General features: G+C 68.6%; 15 protein-coding genes. 8 read left to right on the plus strand and 7 right to left on the minus strand.

All coding sequences use genetic code 11. From position 1 onward, the window contains the following. Positions 1-595: 595 nt before the first annotated feature. A complete protein-coding gene (locus GV790_RS31680; RefSeq protein ID WP_163815929.1) occupies positions 596-1,837 on the minus strand; it encodes a hypothetical protein in 1,242 nt (413 codons plus the stop codon). A 158-nt stretch (positions 1,838-1,995) separates the two neighbouring features. Between GV790_RS31680 and GV790_RS22950 the strand changes: the two genes are divergently transcribed. Continuing rightward, the gene (locus GV790_RS22950) at positions 1,996-2,667 is read left to right on the plus strand and encodes a phosphate signaling complex PhoU family protein (protein WP_163815931.1); all 672 of its coding nucleotides are present in this window, start codon (positions 1,996-1,998) and stop codon (positions 2,665-2,667) included. A 46-nt stretch (positions 2,668-2,713) separates the two neighbouring features. Here GV790_RS22950 and GV790_RS22955 read toward each other — a convergent pair whose 3' ends face one another. Further along, positions 2,714-3,634: a LysR family transcriptional regulator gene (locus tag GV790_RS22955; protein ID WP_163815933.1), complete on the minus strand. Its 921-nt coding sequence runs from the start codon at positions 3,632-3,634 to the stop codon at positions 2,714-2,716. Positions 3,635-3,704: 70 nt separating this feature from the next. Here GV790_RS22955 and GV790_RS22960 point away from each other — a divergent pair, with 70 nt between their 5' ends. From GV790_RS22960 to GV790_RS22970, 3 genes are all read left to right on the plus strand, one after another. Then, positions 3,705-4,847 (plus strand): TDT family transporter, encoded by a 1,143-nt coding sequence (locus GV790_RS22960; RefSeq protein ID WP_163815935.1) that lies wholly within the window; start codon positions 3,705-3,707, stop codon positions 4,845-4,847. 579 nt (positions 4,848-5,426) lie between these two features. Continuing rightward, positions 5,427-6,203 carry an HNH endonuclease family protein gene (locus tag GV790_RS22965; RefSeq protein ID WP_163815937.1) on the plus strand — a complete coding sequence of 259 codons (777 nt, stop codon included), beginning with the start codon at positions 5,427-5,429 and terminating at the stop codon, positions 6,201-6,203. A gap of 35 nt (positions 6,204-6,238) precedes the next feature. Then, a complete protein-coding gene (locus GV790_RS22970) occupies positions 6,239-6,463 on the plus strand; it encodes a hypothetical protein (RefSeq protein ID WP_163815940.1) in 225 nt (74 codons plus the stop codon). Between the two features lie 55 nt (positions 6,464-6,518). On the opposite strand, the gene GV790_RS22975 is transcribed toward GV790_RS22970, so the two are convergent. From GV790_RS22975 to GV790_RS22990, 4 genes are all read right to left on the minus strand, one after another. After that, positions 6,519-7,739 carry an FAD-dependent monooxygenase gene (locus GV790_RS22975; protein WP_163815942.1) on the minus strand — a complete coding sequence of 407 codons (1,221 nt, stop codon included), beginning with the start codon at positions 7,737-7,739 and terminating at the stop codon, positions 6,519-6,521. A 177-nt stretch (positions 7,740-7,916) separates the two neighbouring features. Then, positions 7,917-8,564 carry a PadR family transcriptional regulator gene (locus tag GV790_RS22980; protein ID WP_163815944.1) on the minus strand — a complete coding sequence of 216 codons (648 nt, stop codon included), beginning with the start codon at positions 8,562-8,564 and terminating at the stop codon, positions 7,917-7,919. Positions 8,565-8,698: 134 nt separating this feature from the next. Next, positions 8,699-10,729: an MDR family MFS transporter gene (locus tag GV790_RS22985; protein WP_256673475.1), complete on the minus strand. Its 2,031-nt coding sequence runs from the start codon at positions 10,727-10,729 to the stop codon at positions 8,699-8,701. A 124-nt stretch (positions 10,730-10,853) separates the two neighbouring features. Continuing rightward, the gene (locus tag GV790_RS22990) at positions 10,854-11,498 is read right to left on the minus strand and encodes a TetR family transcriptional regulator (RefSeq protein WP_163815946.1); all 645 of its coding nucleotides are present in this window, start codon (positions 11,496-11,498) and stop codon (positions 10,854-10,856) included. A 114-nt stretch (positions 11,499-11,612) separates the two neighbouring features. Between GV790_RS22990 and GV790_RS22995 the strand changes: the two genes are divergently transcribed. The 3 genes from GV790_RS22995 (at position 11,613) to GV790_RS23005 (ending at position 14,212) form a co-directional block, all read left to right on the plus strand. Beyond that, positions 11,613-11,903 (plus strand): hypothetical protein, encoded by a 291-nt coding sequence (locus GV790_RS22995; protein ID WP_163815948.1) that lies wholly within the window; start codon positions 11,613-11,615, stop codon positions 11,901-11,903. Between the two features lie 386 nt (positions 11,904-12,289). Beyond that, positions 12,290-13,249: a sigma-70 family RNA polymerase sigma factor gene (locus tag GV790_RS23000; RefSeq protein ID WP_163815950.1), complete on the plus strand. Its 960-nt coding sequence runs from the start codon at positions 12,290-12,292 to the stop codon at positions 13,247-13,249. A 102-nt stretch (positions 13,250-13,351) separates the two neighbouring features. Further along, the gene (locus GV790_RS23005) at positions 13,352-14,212 is read left to right on the plus strand and encodes a haloalkane dehalogenase (RefSeq protein ID WP_163815952.1); all 861 of its coding nucleotides are present in this window, start codon (positions 13,352-13,354) and stop codon (positions 14,210-14,212) included. Between the two features lie 67 nt (positions 14,213-14,279). Here the strand turns inward: GV790_RS23005 and GV790_RS23010 are convergent, their stop codons facing one another. Then, positions 14,280-15,185: a LysR family transcriptional regulator ArgP gene (locus GV790_RS23010; RefSeq protein ID WP_163815963.1), complete on the minus strand. Its 906-nt coding sequence runs from the start codon at positions 15,183-15,185 to the stop codon at positions 14,280-14,282. A 70-nt stretch (positions 15,186-15,255) separates the two neighbouring features. Here GV790_RS23010 and GV790_RS23015 point away from each other — a divergent pair. Beyond that, positions 15,256-15,818, plus strand: a 563-nt coding sequence (locus tag GV790_RS23015) for a LysE/ArgO family amino acid transporter (protein WP_163815954.1), incomplete at its 3' end; no start/stop codon positions are given.

A 15,818-nucleotide genomic window follows, 5' to 3' on the forward strand; every position in this document is an offset into this window, starting at 1 on the left:
GCCGCGCTCGCGATGCTCGAGCACCCGCGCGGGCGGCGGCGTGTTTCGGGGTTCATGGCGCACTCTCTGCTTTCGGCGTCGATGCCAACCCTCAGGAAGCTAATCGTTACGAGAGGTGACATACAAATTGACAGGTGCGTGACCCTGAACACAAAGAAACCGAATATGACATCACGCGAGAGGCTCGGTGTTATAGGTCACCATCGGGTGTGGACCGGTCGGCTCGACATGCACCCACGCGCATCGAGCACCCGACGCTCGCAGACTGTTTGCGCACGTCAGGACGATGTGCCCGCACGGTTGGACCGCATCGTCGGCTCCCACAACAAGCACGCCTGACCGATTACCGCGAGTCTCCCCGCGCACCGACCGAGATCGCCGGTGCGGTGACATCGGTGGGGCATGTGCCGGTCATCGACGACGTTGCCGCGAACCCGGCAAACGGCCCGCGAACCACTGATTCGTGGGCCATCTCAGGGTTGTTCAGACCCGAGAACGACGAGGAGCCGCCGGCCGCCACGATCCGCTCGCCGGCGCGATGCTCGCGCCCGTCGCCCCGGACCGTGGCGGGTCCGGAGGAGCGCCCGGCCGGGGTCTAACGGCCGGCGTCGGCGGCGCGCTCACCGGTGGACGATGGGCCGGCCGAATCCGCTGACGCTCCGGCGGGTTCGGCGGCCGCGGGTTTGTCCACGGAAACCGCACGCGCCGTCGCGGGCTCGGCGGCCACGGACGACGCGGCGGCTGCACGCCCGGCGGCGTCCCATTTCTCCCGCAGGGCGGACACTTTCGCCATCAGGCTGCCCGGTTCGATACCGCGTCCCACCATCCACTGGGTCACCGCCGCCAAGGCGGAGACCACCGCGACGGCGGCGGCGGCCACGGCAGAGGGGGTGAACCGGGACGTCGCGACGTACTGTCCCTGACTCGCGCCCGGCAGGATGAACTTGCCGTTTCCCTTGACCCAGCTCAGGAACTGGCCGACCTGACCGCCGAGGTCGTATTTGCGCGCGGTGAGAGCCTTGAGTTCGGCGCCCTTGCTGTCGAGGTACAGCATGGTGAACAGCACCAGCACCGCGACGCCCACCGACGACAGGGCCACCAGCCGGGCGAAATACTCCGAGCGCATCCGGAAATAGAGCACGACCAGACAGATCGTCAGCACGATCACGGCTGCCGTCGCGAACGCCCACAGTCCGCTGATCTGCGGGGTTTTCGGCGCCGACTTCGACCACACCGTCAGATATTTGGTGGACACATCGATGCGCCCGAAGGCCGTGGACTCCACCGAACCATTGGCGCCCGTCGCCACCAGCCACGGTCGCGTCATCAGCACGAGCGTGATGAACGCCCCCACTGCGGCCACCAGATAACCCCAATGCCCGCGCAACGGAGTGCTCGCGCCGCGCACCGCCGCTGCCCTGGCCCGGACCGCGTCGGCCCGCCGCCTGCGCGATTCGCCGGCGCCTTCCGTCGCGGCGCCCCCGGCGACGGCCGCGCCACCACTGCCCGCTACGCCTTCCGCCGAATGCACCGCCACCGACTCAGCGCGTGTGTGCTCGGGTTCATCCCCTTGGCCCGCATCAGCTGATCTGGCGGCCGCGCCCTCACCGGCACCCGCTCCGGCATACTTCGGCGCGCCGGCCGCACCCGAGCGCGCCGCGCCCGATTCGACCGCTCCCCCGCCGACGAACTCACCCGAGACCGCGACACCACCGGCGGAACCCGCTCCGAAGAGTCCACCGGATTCCGGTGTGCTCTGCTGATCGGAGCTGTGTCTGCTCGCGGATTCTCCGGTGTCTCGGGCAGCCTTGGCCTGCCAGGGGTTTGGGCCCGCCATTACCGCAGTTTATGGTGCCTGCACTGGTGGGAATACTGGTTGACCGGGTCGAATGGGCGCATCGCGGACGGGTGCGGCGGTGCGTCCAGCGGGGTCGCGGCAACGAAGATCACGCGATCAATCGACCGGCGGGGTGGACATAGGCGACAATTTGGCGCGTGCGGACCCAGTTCACCAATGAGCTCGTCGCGTTGACCGATGAGTTGACGCAGATGTGCCGGCTCACCCAAGACGCCGCCGAGCGCGTCACCGATGCGCTCGTCGAGGCCGATCTCACGGCGGCCTACGAGGTTTTCGCGCTCGACGAGCGCCTACAGGCCATGTACGCGGCCTGCGAGGAGCGCACGGTGGTGCTGCTGGCGCTACAGGCGCCGGTCGCCCGCGATCTACGGCATGTGGTGACCGCCATCCAGATCGCCGGTGAGCTGTCCCGGATCGGCTGGCTCACCAGCCGAGTGGCCGATCAGGTCTACAAGAGCAGCCCCGATCCGGTGGCGCCGGAGCCGATCGTGGCCTTGCTCGCCGAGATGGGCAGGCGCGCGGCCCGCGCGACCGCGCACGCGCTGCGCTCGGTCGCCGCGGGTCAGCAGCCGCCCGAAGAGGCTCCCGATCCGCCTGCCGAGACCATGGAAGAGCTCAACCACCGACTCCACGCGGCACTCAGCGCCCCCGCCTGGACCGGAAGCACCGATACCGCAATCGAACTGGCCCTGCTCGGCCACCATTTGGAGCGCTGCGTCGACCACACCGCCCGCATCGAACGGCTGATCCGCTTCCTGGACACCGGCATCCCGCCCACCGCACAGCCCATCGAGGAAGAAAGGGACTGAACGTCGGCGGCCCGAAGCTGGTTACCCGCACACACCGCCGAACGCCCTATCGAGCGGCCGACCCTGCCCTGCGGGCGATCGCGTAGAGGTCGCGCGCAGGCCCTGTCGGTCGCGTCCCCGCAGGCCAGACCGCCCGCAGCACTCGGTCGAGGTCGAGCCCGGTCACCGTCGGCGCGACCAGCGTGCCCGCCGCGACTTCGGCAGCCACCGCGAGTGAGCTGAGCACGGCCGGGCCGACGCCCGCGGCGACGGCCGTCTTGATCGCCGTGGTCGAGGACAGTTCCAGCGCCACAGCGGGCCGCACCCCTGGACGGGTGCGAGCCAGCGCGTGCTCGAACCAGTTCCGCGTCCCGGATCCGGTTTCGCGTTGCAGCAAGGGTGTTTCGGTCAGCTCGTCGACGCTCACCGAACCCCTGCGTGCCCAGCGATGCCCCGGCGCCACCACCACGACCAGGCGGTCCTTACCCACCACCCGGCTCTCCAGCCCAGCGAAACTCTGCCTGCTCTCGATGAATCCGATGGCTGCGCGCCCGTCGAGCACCGCCTGCGCGACTTCCACCGAGTTGCCGGATTCCAACGCGATGGTCAGATCGGCGGCCGCGGCCCGCAGGGCGGTGAGCCAGCCGGGGAACAGGTATTCCGCGACGGTCTGGCTGGCGGCGACGCGCAGGCGGGAATCGCGTTCGGAGCGCAGCGTGTCGATCCCGGCCTCCAGCTGTCCGGCGGCGTCGATGACGGCGCGGGCCCATTCCACGATGAGCGCGCCGGCGCGAGTGGGTCGCGAGCCGAGCGTGGTGCGTTCCAGCACCGGCACGCCGACCAGTTTCTCCAGGGTGCGGATCCGCGAGGACGCCGAGGGCTGGCTGATGCCGTGTGCCTGCGCGGCGCGCCCGAGGCTGCCGAGCTCGACCACCGAAAGCAGCAGGTCGAGCGCGGCGAGATCGGGCACCCGCGGCGACAAAGGCATAGAACCATTCTATGTACCCATAGACCGATGACGCCTACCAGCCACGCGGCAGGCCCGCGAGCCTGGATCCATGACCCTCACCGCGACCCACCGGCCCGTCACCGTCACCCGCCGCACCGTGTCCGCGCGCACCGGCGCGCTGGCGCAGGTCGGGCTGAACTGGTTCGCGATCGTCATGGGCACCGGCATCCTCGCCAACGCCGCCGCCACCCTGCCGCTGCAGCTGCCCGGGCAGCGCGCCGCCGCGACCGGCGTCTGGGTGCTGGCCACGCTGCTGCTCGCCGCACTCGGCCTTGTCTGGGCGGTGCGGATGATCCGCCATCGCGGTCACGTGCGAGCCGAACGCGATCATCCGGTGCTCGCCCACTTCTCCGGCGCGCCGCCGATGGCCCTGCTGACGGTCGGCGCCGGCGCGATGCTGCTCGGCAAGGACGTCATCGGCGAATCGGCGGCGGTAGCCATGGATTGGGTGCTGTGGCCGCTGGGCACCGCGCTCGGCCTGGCCACCGCCGTCGCCGTGCCCTATCGGATGATCACCCGCACCCCGGCCGGTGCACCCGATGCGGCGTTCGGCGGCTGGCTCATGCCCGTGGTGCCGCCGATGGTGTCCGCAGCCACCGGCGTCCTGCTACTGCCGCACACTCCGCCCGGCCAGGCCAGGGTGACGTTGCTGGCCTGCTGCGGCGCGATGTTCGGACTGAGCCTGATCGCCGCACTGATCACCACCACCATGATCTGGTCGAAGCTGATGCATTTCGGCGCGCCCGCGGCCGCGCTGGTGCCGACGCTGTGGATCGTGCTCGGCCCGCTCGGCCAATCGGTGACCGCCGCCGGCGCGATGGCCGATGCCGCCCCGGCCGTCGCCGCGCCCGCGCAGGCCGCCGGTGTGGCCTTGGCCGCCACCGTGTTCGGGATCGCCACCTGGGGTTTCGCCATGCTGTGGTTGACGTTGGCGCTCGCGGTCACCGTGCGCACCTTCCGGGCGGGCGGGCTCGGCTTCTCGCTCACCTGGTGGGGTTTCACCTTCCCGCTCGGCACCTGCGTCACCGGGAGCACCGCGTTGTTCGCGCACACCGGCGCCGAACTGTTCGCCGTCGCGGCGGTCGCGTTGTACGCATTGCTTGCCGTCGCCTGGTGCACGGTCGCATCGCGCACCGCGCTCGGCGTGCGCGACGGTTCGCTGCTGCGTCCGGCCGCTCCGGCCCCGGTGTGATCGTGCCCACCGAAACCCGCAGCTCACCGCATACCTGACCGATGCGTGAGCCATGAACCCCCAGCCTGTTCGGCATTTCCGTACTCCAACCGTAGATCTGACCGTCATGACCAGGACAAAACTCCCAATCCTGGGAAGTGGGTAGGGTGTTTGCAGAGAAGAAATCAGACATCTACTATCCAAATACGTAGATGAAGCTTGGTCTGGGTAGCTCCCGGACCGCGAGCGTCACGACGAGTTCGCGCTCGTGCGACACGACACCCCGGGACTACCCCCTCATCAGCCTCGAGGTGTCGTGGCCGCGGCCCGGTCTGGACAACCGGCCGCCCTCAGTCGCGCGGGCGGTGATCGAATTCGCCCGTGGCACGCCATCCCCGGCCCGGCGCCGGCACGCCGGTCCGGGGATGGTCCACGCGGCCGTGTCATCGGCCTGTGCGTAATCTCATAGCCGTCAGTGCCTTCGAGTGCAGCTGGCACCGGGTAGCTTGACGCCCGGTAATTTTCGGGCGCAGGACAAGGAAGTCAGTTGAGTTTCACCGCACTCCAGATCGGTTCCTTCGTCCACGGTGAGGTCGCCCGGTGAACCATCTGCTCGCACGCACCTCCGGCCGCACCCGCACGATCATCGCGGCCGCCGTCTGCCTCATCGCACTCGCCATCGTCGGCTACGGCTATGTCGACGACCTGTTCGCCAAGCGTGGCGCGGGTTCCGCCGGCGCGGCAACGACCACCGGGCGCGACGTCAGCGAGCTGCTCGGCCGCCTGGCCGTCTCGGCCGAGGGCTCGATGAGCGGCTACAGCCGGGAGAAGTTCCCGCACTGGGACACCAACAAGCCCGAACACGGCTTCGGTCCCGAATTCGCCCAGTACGCCAAATGCACCACCCGCGAAGTGATGATGCTGCGCGACGCCACCGGCAAGGTCACCCTCGACGCGAAGACCTGCGAACTGACCATCGGCACCGACGGCGGCTGGCGCGACCAGTACGGCTTCACCGACCGTAAGACCGGGCAGCTGAAGCCCTACAAGTGGATGACCGATCCGGCCTCCGTCGACGCCGAGCACATCGTCCCGCTCGCCGAGGCATGGCGTTCAGGTGCGGACAAACTCGATGAAAACACCCGCCGCCGCATCGCCAACGACGCGGGCAACCTCATCGCCTCCGACCCGTCGGCCAACCGGTCCAAGGGTGACCAGGATGCCGCGCACTACCTCCCACCGGGCAATTTCCGGTGTGGCTATATCGATCACTACGTCAAGATCAAGGTAAAGTACGGCCTCACCGTCGACCCCGACGAGCAGAAGGCCCTCCGTACCGCCGTCGATGATTGCGTCAAGCGAGGAGAATTCCGATAAGCGACATCATCGAGCTCACCGCCGCGGCTGCCGTCATGACCGAAGAGGAAGGCACGGTATCCGGCGCCCTCGATGTCACCGTCGACGAATCCGGCAAGGGCTTGGTGCGCTACCGCGACACCGAAACCTGGTACACCATCGGCAACCTCGACGCCGAACCCCCACGGACCTGGACCTCCGTCACCGAACTGGTCGCAGCGATCGAAGCGGGCATCGGTGAGCGTGACGCTGCGGGTAACACCATTCCCTTCGAGGCATAGGCGGGTTCGCGCCGGGTGGACCGGATCCCGCCGGCCCACCCCTGCGGGTCCGCGATCAGCGAGCCGACACCGGCACCGCACCCAGTTCCGCACCGACCGGGGCGTCCCAATCGATCACGTACCGCTGCTCGGCACCCATCGTCTTCTGCTGACCCTTCATCATTTTCATCATCACCGGCATCACCGCCCGCATGATCCGGCCCGCGATCGGGCCCGGCGTCTTGGATCGGTTGATCTTGGCCGCGCGGGCCGCGATCCCCTCCACCCGCGGACGGCGCAACGCCTCATACGCGGCGAAAGCCTCCTCGGGGCCGGCCAGATCGCGCAGGCAACGCGCCAATTGGACGGCACTCTCCACCGCCAGCGACGCGCCCTGCCCCGAACTGTTGGACGGCGCGTGCACCGAATCGCCGACCAGCACCATCCGCCCGCGATACCAGTGCGGTACCGGCGGCATGATGTGCAGCGCGCCCGTGATCTGCAACTGGTCGGCCGTAGTGGCACGCGCCAACTGGCCGCCGGGGGTGTCCTCGGCATAGGTCTCGCGCAGGACCTTCAGCCAATGCTCGGCCGGTATCGCGCGGGCATCGGTGAGCGACAGGTACTGCTTGTGCGGCAGGTTGGCGCCCCACGCGATCGTGCCCGCACCCTCCGGCCAGTACAGGTAGTACGCGCGTTTGCCGAACGCGAAGACCATGGTCTCGGGCGGGGTATCGATCTCGCATTCGGTCAGCGCGCCGAATCCGAGCATGCCGGTGTATTCCGGGCCGGGCGCGTCCGGATCGATCAATCCGCGCACGGTGGAGCGGATTCCGTCGGTGCCGATGAGAACGTCGGCGGTCGCGGTACTGCCGTCGGTGAACTTGGCGGTGATGCCGTCGGCATGCTCGTCGACGGCGGTCAGCCGCTTGTCGTATTCGATCGGCACACCCGCCGCGATCGCGTGATCGTGCAGCACGCGATGCAATTCGCCGCGGTCGACGACCTGCATCGGCTCCACATCGGGCAGCGTCGGCACCTCGATGCGCTTGCCGCCGACGGACAGGTTCATCTTCGGGATCGGCACCGCGATCGCCCGGACGCGATCACCTGCGCCGATCACATCCAGGGCGGCAAGGCCATTGGGTGCGAGCGCGAGCCCGCTGCCGATGGTGATCGACGGCCCGGAATAGGCCTCGTAGACGCGGGCCTCGATTCCCGCCTTGCGCAGCGCGGTGGCGGCGACCGGGCCTGCGATGCCGCCGCCGATGACCAGCGCGGAACGAACTGTGGACATGAATAACTCCTGGTGGGGTCGTGTGTGTACGGCGAACCGCACCGCGAATCACCCACCCGGTTATCCTGTGGTTGCCAAACTCTGGCCGGGTGTGCGAATGCGGGCACGGTCCGAGACGGTTCCCCGAGTTCGGCGGCGGTGTTGCCGCACCTCCGCCGGACTCGGTCTCGGTGTTTGCTACGGGTGTGGCTTCCCCCCTTCCATGAGGTCGCCGGCCTCGGCCAGATCCATGCCTTCGCTGTGCCAGGTGCGCCAGCCTTCCAGCCCGGGGAACTTCCCGGACACCAGCTCGTCGCGGAATGCGGCGGTCCACGCGCGTTCGGCTTCGAGCATGGCCAGCCCGTATTCGGTCTCGACCATGAACAATCGCGGCAGGGAGCCCGCGGCCGCGTCGAATTCCGCACGCACGGTGGTGATCTGTTCGTCCAGGGCGTCGACCCGGCGTCCGAGCAGGTCGATCACCTCGTCCGGCGGCAGTGCCGCGAGAATCGACAGTCCGGCCACGTATTGCCGCTGTTCGGGCTGTGGTTCGGCGATGAGCTCCCTGGTCCAGTCGATCAGTTCGGCGCGGCCGGCGTCGGTGATCCGGTAGATCACGCGCTCGGGCCGCGCACCTTCCCGTTCACTGCCGACGACCTCGAGGAATCCGGCCTTCGCCATGTTCTGCACGACGGTGTACAGCGATCCCCATTTGATGTCCATATCGCGGTCTTTGCCGCGATCGCGCAGCGTGGACGCGATCTCGTAGCGGTGCATGGGCCGTTCGATGATCACCGAGAGCACCGCCAACGCCAGCAGATTGCCGACCTTGCGTTTGGTCGCCATGCACACCTCCTTACTCGTCTACGAATATACGTGCGCGAGTATTAGCGCCGCAAGAGGTGTGTCCGCTTTTCGGGGCTGGAGACGGAGGAGGATCCGAGCCTCGACCCATCCGGGGTGCCCCGTCGCGGTGGCGGTCAGCGTGCGGGGACGAGTTCGTGCACGTCCTGGTCGAGCAGTTTGATGGCAATGCTCTCCAGTGCCTGGTCGAGCAGCATCCGATCGGTGGGATCGGTGCGGTCCCAGTCGTCGAGCCGCACATCCAGCCAGCGCCGCCAGGCCGCCCTGATCCGGTCGACCTGCGCCTGCCCGGCCGGGGTGAGGGTGAGCAGTGGGCCGTCCAGGGCGAGGTATCCGGCGGCGCGCACTTCGCCGAAGACGGGAGCGATCACCTCGTCGGGCAGCCGGTGCACGCGCGCGATCGCGTCGAGGGTAGCCTCCCCGCGAATCCGGTTGTGCAGATATACCTGTCCGAGCGCCCAGGCCTGACCTCGGGTGAGGTCGGTGCCGGCGTCGGCGAGAACCACCGGGCCGATCGGGCCTTCGGCGCGCGCGGATCGCAGGGTGGTGGCGATCGCGCGTTCCAGCAGCACCACCCGATCGGCCGAGTCCGGCACCGAGAAACCCTCACCCACGTCGCGCGCATCCGCGCGGGCACTGTCACGCAAGGGCACTTCCCTCAGGAACCAGGCGACCACGAAACCGGCCAGCGCGACCGGAACCACCCAGAGGAACACATGGTCGATCGCCGCGGCGTAGGCATCGATGATCGGATCGGCCTGCTCCGGCGGCAGCGCCCGCAGCGCCTCCGGATTCGCCGCCACTTCGGGCGGAACCACCCGGACCTCGGTCAGCGCGCCGGCGAGTTCGGGATCGAGCTTGTTGGTGTAGAGGGTGCCGAAGACGGCGGTGCCGAACGCGCTGCCGAGTGTCCGGAAGAAGGTGACGCCCGAGGTGGCGGTGCCCAATTGTGCGTACGGGACGGTGTTCTGCACGACGATCGTCAGCACCTGCATGGCCAGGCCGATGCCGAGACCGAGGATCAGCATGTACAGCGATTCCAGCCAGACGCTGGTGTCGCGGCCCATCGTCGACATCAGCAACAGCCCGACCGCCATCACGCCGGTGCCCGCGATGGGGAACCAGCGGTAGCGTCCGGTCTTGCCGACCACCTGGCCGGACAGGATCGAGGTGACGAACAGGCCGAACACCAGCGGCAGGGTGCGCACCCCCGAGGCGGTGGCCGAGACACCGTCGACGTATTGCAGGTAGGCGGGCAGATACGTCATCGAGCCGAGCATCGCGAACCCGACGATGAAGCTCAGGATCGAGCACACCGTGTACACCTGACTGCGGAACAGCCCCATCGGCAGCATCGGTTCCCGCGCGCGCAACTCCACCCAGACGAACGCCGACAACAGCACGACCGCCGCCACGAACAGCCCGATGATCTGCACCGAACCCCACGCGTATTCGGTTCCGCCCCATTCCAGGCCGAGGATCAGGCTCGACACACCGAGCGCCACCAGGCCGATGCCCGCGTAGTCGATGATCGGCTTGGCCATCGCTTTGACATGCGGGATGGTGCGCGCGGCCAACGCGATCATCAGGATCGCCAACGGGACATTGACGTAGAAGCACCAGCGCCAGCTCGCATGGTCGGTGAACAGCCCGCCCAGCGTGGGCCCGATGACGGTGGTGACGCCGAAGACCGCCCCGAGCGCGCCCTGATACTTGCCGCGTTCGCGCAGCGGAATGATGTCGGCGATCAACGCCATGGAGGTGACCATCAGCCCGCCCGCGCCGACCCCCTGGATCGCACGCGCGACGATCAACAGCAGCATCCCGTTGGCCAGGCCCGCGACCATCGAACCGACGATGAAGATCAGCGCACTGAGCTGGAAGATCAGTTTGCGCCCGAACAGATCACCGAGCTTGCCCGCCAGCACCGTCGCCACCGCCTCGGCCAGCAGGTACGAGGTGACCACCCACGCCATATGCCCGGCCCCACCCAGATCGGCCACGATCGTCGGCAGCGCGGTGGACACGATCGTCTGATCCAGCGCGGCCATCAGCATCCCCAGCACGATGGTCCCGAACACCACATTGGTCTTCGCCCGGCTCATCGGCTCAGGTGCCCGTTCAGCGACTGCCACCGCATCGCTCATCGGCCCAGTATGGGCCGCGTCCCCATCCCCAGGAAGGCAGCGACACGGCAGCGAATCCCGAGGTGAAGTCGGCCGGCCGGGCGTCGGCAGCGCGGGCGATCGGCTACGCCGGCGATGTCGCCGATCAGCGCACCGCGTAGGTCCCCAGGGATGGTTCGAGTGCGTCGAAGGCCGTCGCGATGTAACCGGTGAGCGCGGCGGCGATCTCGTCGTTGGATCGGCCGGCGAGGGTGCGGCGCATGGTTTCGTCGAACAGCACTCGGTGCACGCCGCCGAGTTGGGCGGCGGCGACGCGCGGGGTGATGTCGTCGGGGGCGGCGCCGGTTTCCTCGGCGAGGATGCGGGCCAGGGCGGCTTCGCGGTCGTCGTGGAACTCGCGTAACCGGGCGACCAGGGCCGGGCTTGCGGTGATCATCGCGGCGAATGCGGGGCCGGAGAAGCCGACGACCGGGTCCTGGTCGGCGGCAGCGGTGAGGTAGGCGCGGCGCAATGCCGCCAGCGCGGATTCGCCCGGTTCGCGCTCACGGACGGTACGGGCGAGCTGATCGACGAACACCTCGCCCAAATCCAGCGCGAGATCTTCCTTGCGGGGGAAGTAGTTGGTCACCGTCATCTTGGCGACCTGCGCGGCCGCGGCGACGTCGGCGATCGTCACCTTGTCGAACCCGCGCTCGAGGAACAGCATGGTGGCCTGGTGGGAGATGTTTTCCCTGGTCTGCAGCTTTTTCCTGGCGCGAAGGCCCTGCGTTTCGGCGGTCTCGGTGGTCATGCGGACCAGACTACCTGAACTCGTCATAAATTTATGCTTGACATATTTTTAGGTCCACTCTAAGTTTGTCTTCGCGTTGCCACGGCGGCGCGAAACAGTCGAAGGAGAACGCGCATGACTCACGGCCCCGACAGCACCACCTGCCCCGCCAGCACCCACCGAAACGGAGCAGTCACCTTGGCCGAGAAGTCCACCCCGCAGTCCGCGTTCGATGCCGCGATCGAGCAGATGCTCAGCGCGGGCACCCAGCCACCGGCCCCCGCGGCCGCCCCGCGCGCCCGGCGCACCGAAGCCGGTTTCCCGGTCGCCGGGCGGCGCCGGAAGGCTCGCGACGAGCGCAGCCTCGCCCGCAGCCAGCAGTTCCGGTCCGCGCCACACCGGCCGCTGCGCATTCCGGGGCGCTGAAATCGGCGGCGCCTGTGTACCTCCGCAGCGGAGGTGTCATCCAAGCCTGCGCGCGCACGCCGAGTCTTCGCGGCGGGCCAGCGGTGCCGACGATGCCCCGCCCACTGCGAATTCCGGCGCTGACACCGGGGGCGCCTGCATCCCATCACGCGATGCAGGCGCCATCCCTAGCTGCCGTCCGCACGCCGAATCGTCGCGGCCGGGCAACCAGCGGGGCCACCGACGGCCCACCCGCTGCACTGCGCCGGTAGCCCCACCGAAATCCCGGATGAGATGCGATTCACCGAACAGCGCCGCAGGAGATTCCGCGCAACGCCGCCTCGTCGCTGACCGCAGGCCACCACCGCGGATTCGCCCCGCACTCCCCGACTTCCGAGAGGAATCCTTTGACCACCCGATGCCTCCCCTCCCGCCGTACCGCCTCGCCCACCCTCGGCTCCGTCAGCGATGACCCGATCCGCGATTACCTGCGCGCCATCGGCCGCACACCACTGCTGAGCGCGGCGGAGGAAGTCGCGCTGGCCGAGCGAATCGAGGCCGGTGTCCGCGCCCAACAGCGGCTCGACCGATCCGGCGAGCTCCCGCCCGCCGAGCTGCGGGCCCTGCGCCGCACGGTCGCCGACGGAGCGCGCGCGAAGGAACACATGATCCAGGCGAACCTGCGCCTGGTCGTCTCCATCGCCAAGCGCTACCCGACCAACACCGGCATGTCGCTACTGGATCTGGTGCAGGAGGGCACCTTCGGCCTGATCCGGGCGATCGAGAAGTTCGATCACCGGCGCGGATTGAAGCTGTCCACCTACGCCACCTGGTGGATCCGCCAGGCCGTCGGCCGCGCGCTGGCCGATCAGGGCCGCACCATCCGCGTCCCGGTGCACGTGGTGGACGTGCTCAATCGGGTGATCCGCACCCAGCGCACCCTGTCCCAGCGGCTCGGCCGCGACGCCACCGCCGCCGAGATCGCCGCCGACCTGGCGATGACGGAAACCCAGGTGACGCAACTGCTTCAGCTGGCGCGTGACCCGATCTCGCTGCACACGCCGATCGGCGAAGACGCCACCGAATACGGCAGTCTGATCCCCGACACGGCCCCCGGCCCCGACGAACTCGCCACCGCCGCCACCATCGGCACCCAACTGCGCGCCATGCTCGCCGCCCTGTCCGACCGCGAGGCCGAAGTACTCACCCTCCGTTACGGCCTCGATCACGACGCACCCCGCTCACTCGCTGAAATCGGTGCCGCGCTCGGTGTTTCGCGTGAACGCGTGCGCCAGATCGAAGCCAAGGGCTTGACGAAGCTACGCACACCGGGCCGGGCGAAGGTGCTGGCGGGGATGCTGGGATAGCGCTCCATCGCACTTCTCATTCGCACCGCCCGGGGGCCGCTCCGGCTTCCAGGGGGCACGAGGCGATTGCTGCCAGTAATCTGGCGTCGGAGGGAGGGCACCATGTTCATCGATTTCGTTCCCGACAGGGATGTGTACCCATTCGAATCCAGGTGGTTCGACTCATCCGCCGGACGGGTGCACTACATCGACGAGGGGGCAGGGCCGACGATCCTGTTCTGTCACGGCGCACCGGCGTGGAGTTTCCTCTACCGGCACATCGTGCAGGCCCTGCGCGACCGGTATCGGTGTATCGCCCTTGATTACCTGGGCTTCGGATTGTCCGAGCGCCCCGAGGGTTTCGGCTACACCATCGCCGAGCACACCGCCGTTCTCGGCGAGTTGATCGATGATCTGCGGCTCGACGATCTCGTTGTGATGGGGCAGGACTGGGGCGGGCCGATCGGGCTCGGCGCGGTCACCACCCGCGCGGATCGCGTGCGCGGGATCGTGCTGGGCAATACGGCGCTCTGGCCCATCGACGCACCGGCCAATCGGGCGTTCAGCACGATCATGAGCAGCCGCCCGATGCGCAAGCGAATCCTCGAACGGAATTTCCTGATCGAACGGGTTCTGCTCGGCGAACTGGGACGCACACTCAGCGCCACCGAGGCCGGCCACTACCGCCTGGTGCAACCCACCGCTCGCGCCAGGCAGGCCCTCGCCGAGACGCCGAGGGAGATCCGCCGGGCCCGCCCGCTGCTGGCCGAACTCGAACGCGACGTGCCCGCCACGCTGGGCGATAAGCCGGCCCTGCTGGTGTGGGGAATGAAGGATATGGTGTTCCGCCCGAAGGCGTGCATCCCGCGGATGCGGGCCATGTTCACCGACCTCGAGGTCGTCGAGCTGCCGAACGCACGGCATTTCATTCAGGAACACGAACCGGACGCGATCGCCACGGCTATCGCCGAGCGGTTTCCGTAATCACGGGCGCTGGCGAGAACCCTCGGCCACCGTTGCGACCGAAGCGGTGCCCGCCGGCCCGGCTACCTCAGCGACGCTGGTGCAGAGCCTGCGCGGCCGCTCGGGCAACGGTTTCCGCGACGAGCGCGAGCGCGGGCACGTCGAGCTTCCACTGCTGCCAGTACAGCGGCACATCCACCCACTTGCGGCGGCCGAGCGCGACCAGCGCACCCGATCGCAGCAGCGGCACGGCTTGCTGTTCGGGGACCAGGCCCCAGCCGAGGCCCGCGACGATGGCTTCGCAGAAGCCCTGCGAGGTGGGTATGTAGTGGCGCAGGTCGCCGGCCGCTGCCTGACCGGCGGTGATGGTGCGGACATAGCGGTCCTGCAGTTCGTCGCGCCGGTCGTAGACGATGACGGGCGCCTCGGGCAGGCGACGCCGCAGCGTTCCCGAACCGAAATGCCGGGCGACGAATTCCGGGTTCGCGACCGGCAGATACCTGGCCAGGCCGAGCAGCCGCGAGGTACAGCCGGTCACCGGCTCGGCCGACGATGTCACCGCCGCCATCACCTGCCCCTCACGCAGCAGGGTCGCGGAATGCGATTCGTCCTCGCGGTGCAGCTCGAAGCAGATCGGCGGGTCCTGTGGGACGCGGGTCAGGGCGGGCAGGAACCAGGTGGCCAGTGAGTCACCGTTCACCGCGATGGACAGTCGCGCCGGATCGGATTCGTCACCGATGCCCAGCTCGCGCTGCGTGTCTCGTTGCAGTGCGGCGATCTGGCGCGCGAATTTGACGATCACCTGCCCGGATTCGGTCGGTTGCGCGGGCTTGGTGCGGGTGAGCAGCACCCGGCCGGTGCGTTGTTCGAGCGCCTTGATGCGCTGACTCACCGCCGACGGCGTGACGTGGAGTGCGGCCGCGGCGGCGTCGAAGGTGCCCTCGTCGACCACCGCCAGCAGCGTGCGCACCTGATCGAACGGCAACTCTGTCATCACAGCAGCTAATGATAGTTAAGAAACTTTAGCTGTACTGATTCCGTGGATCTCCCTAGCGTCGGGTGACGTGAACAGCGGAATCTTCCCGGCGGCGCTCGCCGGATTCGGTGCGGGGTTGTCTCTGATCGTGGCCATCGGCGCGCAGAACGCCTTCGTCCTGCGCCAGGGTGCGCGCGGGCACGCAGTGCCGGTTGTCGTGGCGATCGCCGCGATCTCCGATGCGCTGCTCATCGCCCTCGGTGTGGCCGGGTTCGGCTCGGTGATCACCGCCTGGCCCGCCGCGCTGACCATCGCCGGCCTGGCGGGCGGAGCCTTCCTGATCTGCTACGGCGCCATGGCCGCCCGCCGCGCGCTGCGGCCGCCCGCCGGCCAGGCCCTGACCAGCGCGTCCGGCGCCGCGGGCACCCTACGCAACGTGGTGCTCACCTGCCTTGCCATGACCTGGCTCAACCCGCACGCCTACATCGACACCGTGCTGCTGCTCGGCACCGTCGCCACCCAACGCGGTTCGCTGCGCTGGATTTTCGGCCTCGGCGCCATGCTCGCCAGCTTCACCTGGTTTATCACCCTCGGCTACGGCGCCCGCCTCCTCGCCCCCATCCTGTCCCGCACCAAGCCCGCGCAACCGAC

Source organism: Nocardia cyriacigeorgica, assembly GCF_010858045.1.
Taxonomy (GTDB): domain Bacteria; phylum Actinomycetota; class Actinomycetes; order Mycobacteriales; family Mycobacteriaceae; genus Nocardia; species Nocardia cyriacigeorgica_E.

Excerpts from the sequence above, each read along its gene's own strand:
- GV790_RS22990 (WP_163815946.1), bottom strand. The coding sequence starts at position 11,498 with ATGACCACCGAGACCGCCGAAACGCAGGGCCTTCGCGCCAGGAAAAAG.
- GV790_RS22985 (WP_256673475.1), bottom strand. The coding sequence starts at position 10,729 with ATGAGCGATGCGGTGGCAGTCGCTGAACGGGCACCTGAGCCGATGAGC.
- GV790_RS31680 (WP_163815929.1), bottom strand. The coding sequence starts at position 1,837 with ATGGCGGGCCCAAACCCCTGGCAGGCCAAGGCTGCCCGAGACACCGGA.
- GV790_RS22960 (WP_163815935.1), top strand. The coding sequence starts at position 3,705 with ATGACCCTCACCGCGACCCACCGGCCCGTCACCGTCACCCGCCGCACC.
- GV790_RS23005 (WP_163815952.1), top strand. The coding sequence starts at position 13,352 with ATGTTCATCGATTTCGTTCCCGACAGGGATGTGTACCCATTCGAATCC.
- GV790_RS22980 (WP_163815944.1), bottom strand. The coding sequence starts at position 8,564 with ATGGCGACCAAACGCAAGGTCGGCAATCTGCTGGCGTTGGCGGTGCTC.
- GV790_RS22995 (WP_163815948.1), top strand. The coding sequence starts at position 11,613 with ATGACTCACGGCCCCGACAGCACCACCTGCCCCGCCAGCACCCACCGA.
- GV790_RS23010 (WP_163815963.1), bottom strand. The coding sequence starts at position 15,185 with ATGACAGAGTTGCCGTTCGATCAGGTGCGCACGCTGCTGGCGGTGGTC.
- GV790_RS22975 (WP_163815942.1), bottom strand. The coding sequence starts at position 7,739 with ATGTCCACAGTTCGTTCCGCGCTGGTCATCGGCGGCGGCATCGCAGGC.
- GV790_RS22955 (WP_163815933.1), bottom strand. The coding sequence starts at position 3,634 with ATGCCTTTGTCGCCGCGGGTGCCCGATCTCGCCGCGCTCGACCTGCTG.
- GV790_RS22970 (WP_163815940.1), top strand. The coding sequence starts at position 6,239 with ATGACCGAAGAGGAAGGCACGGTATCCGGCGCCCTCGATGTCACCGTC.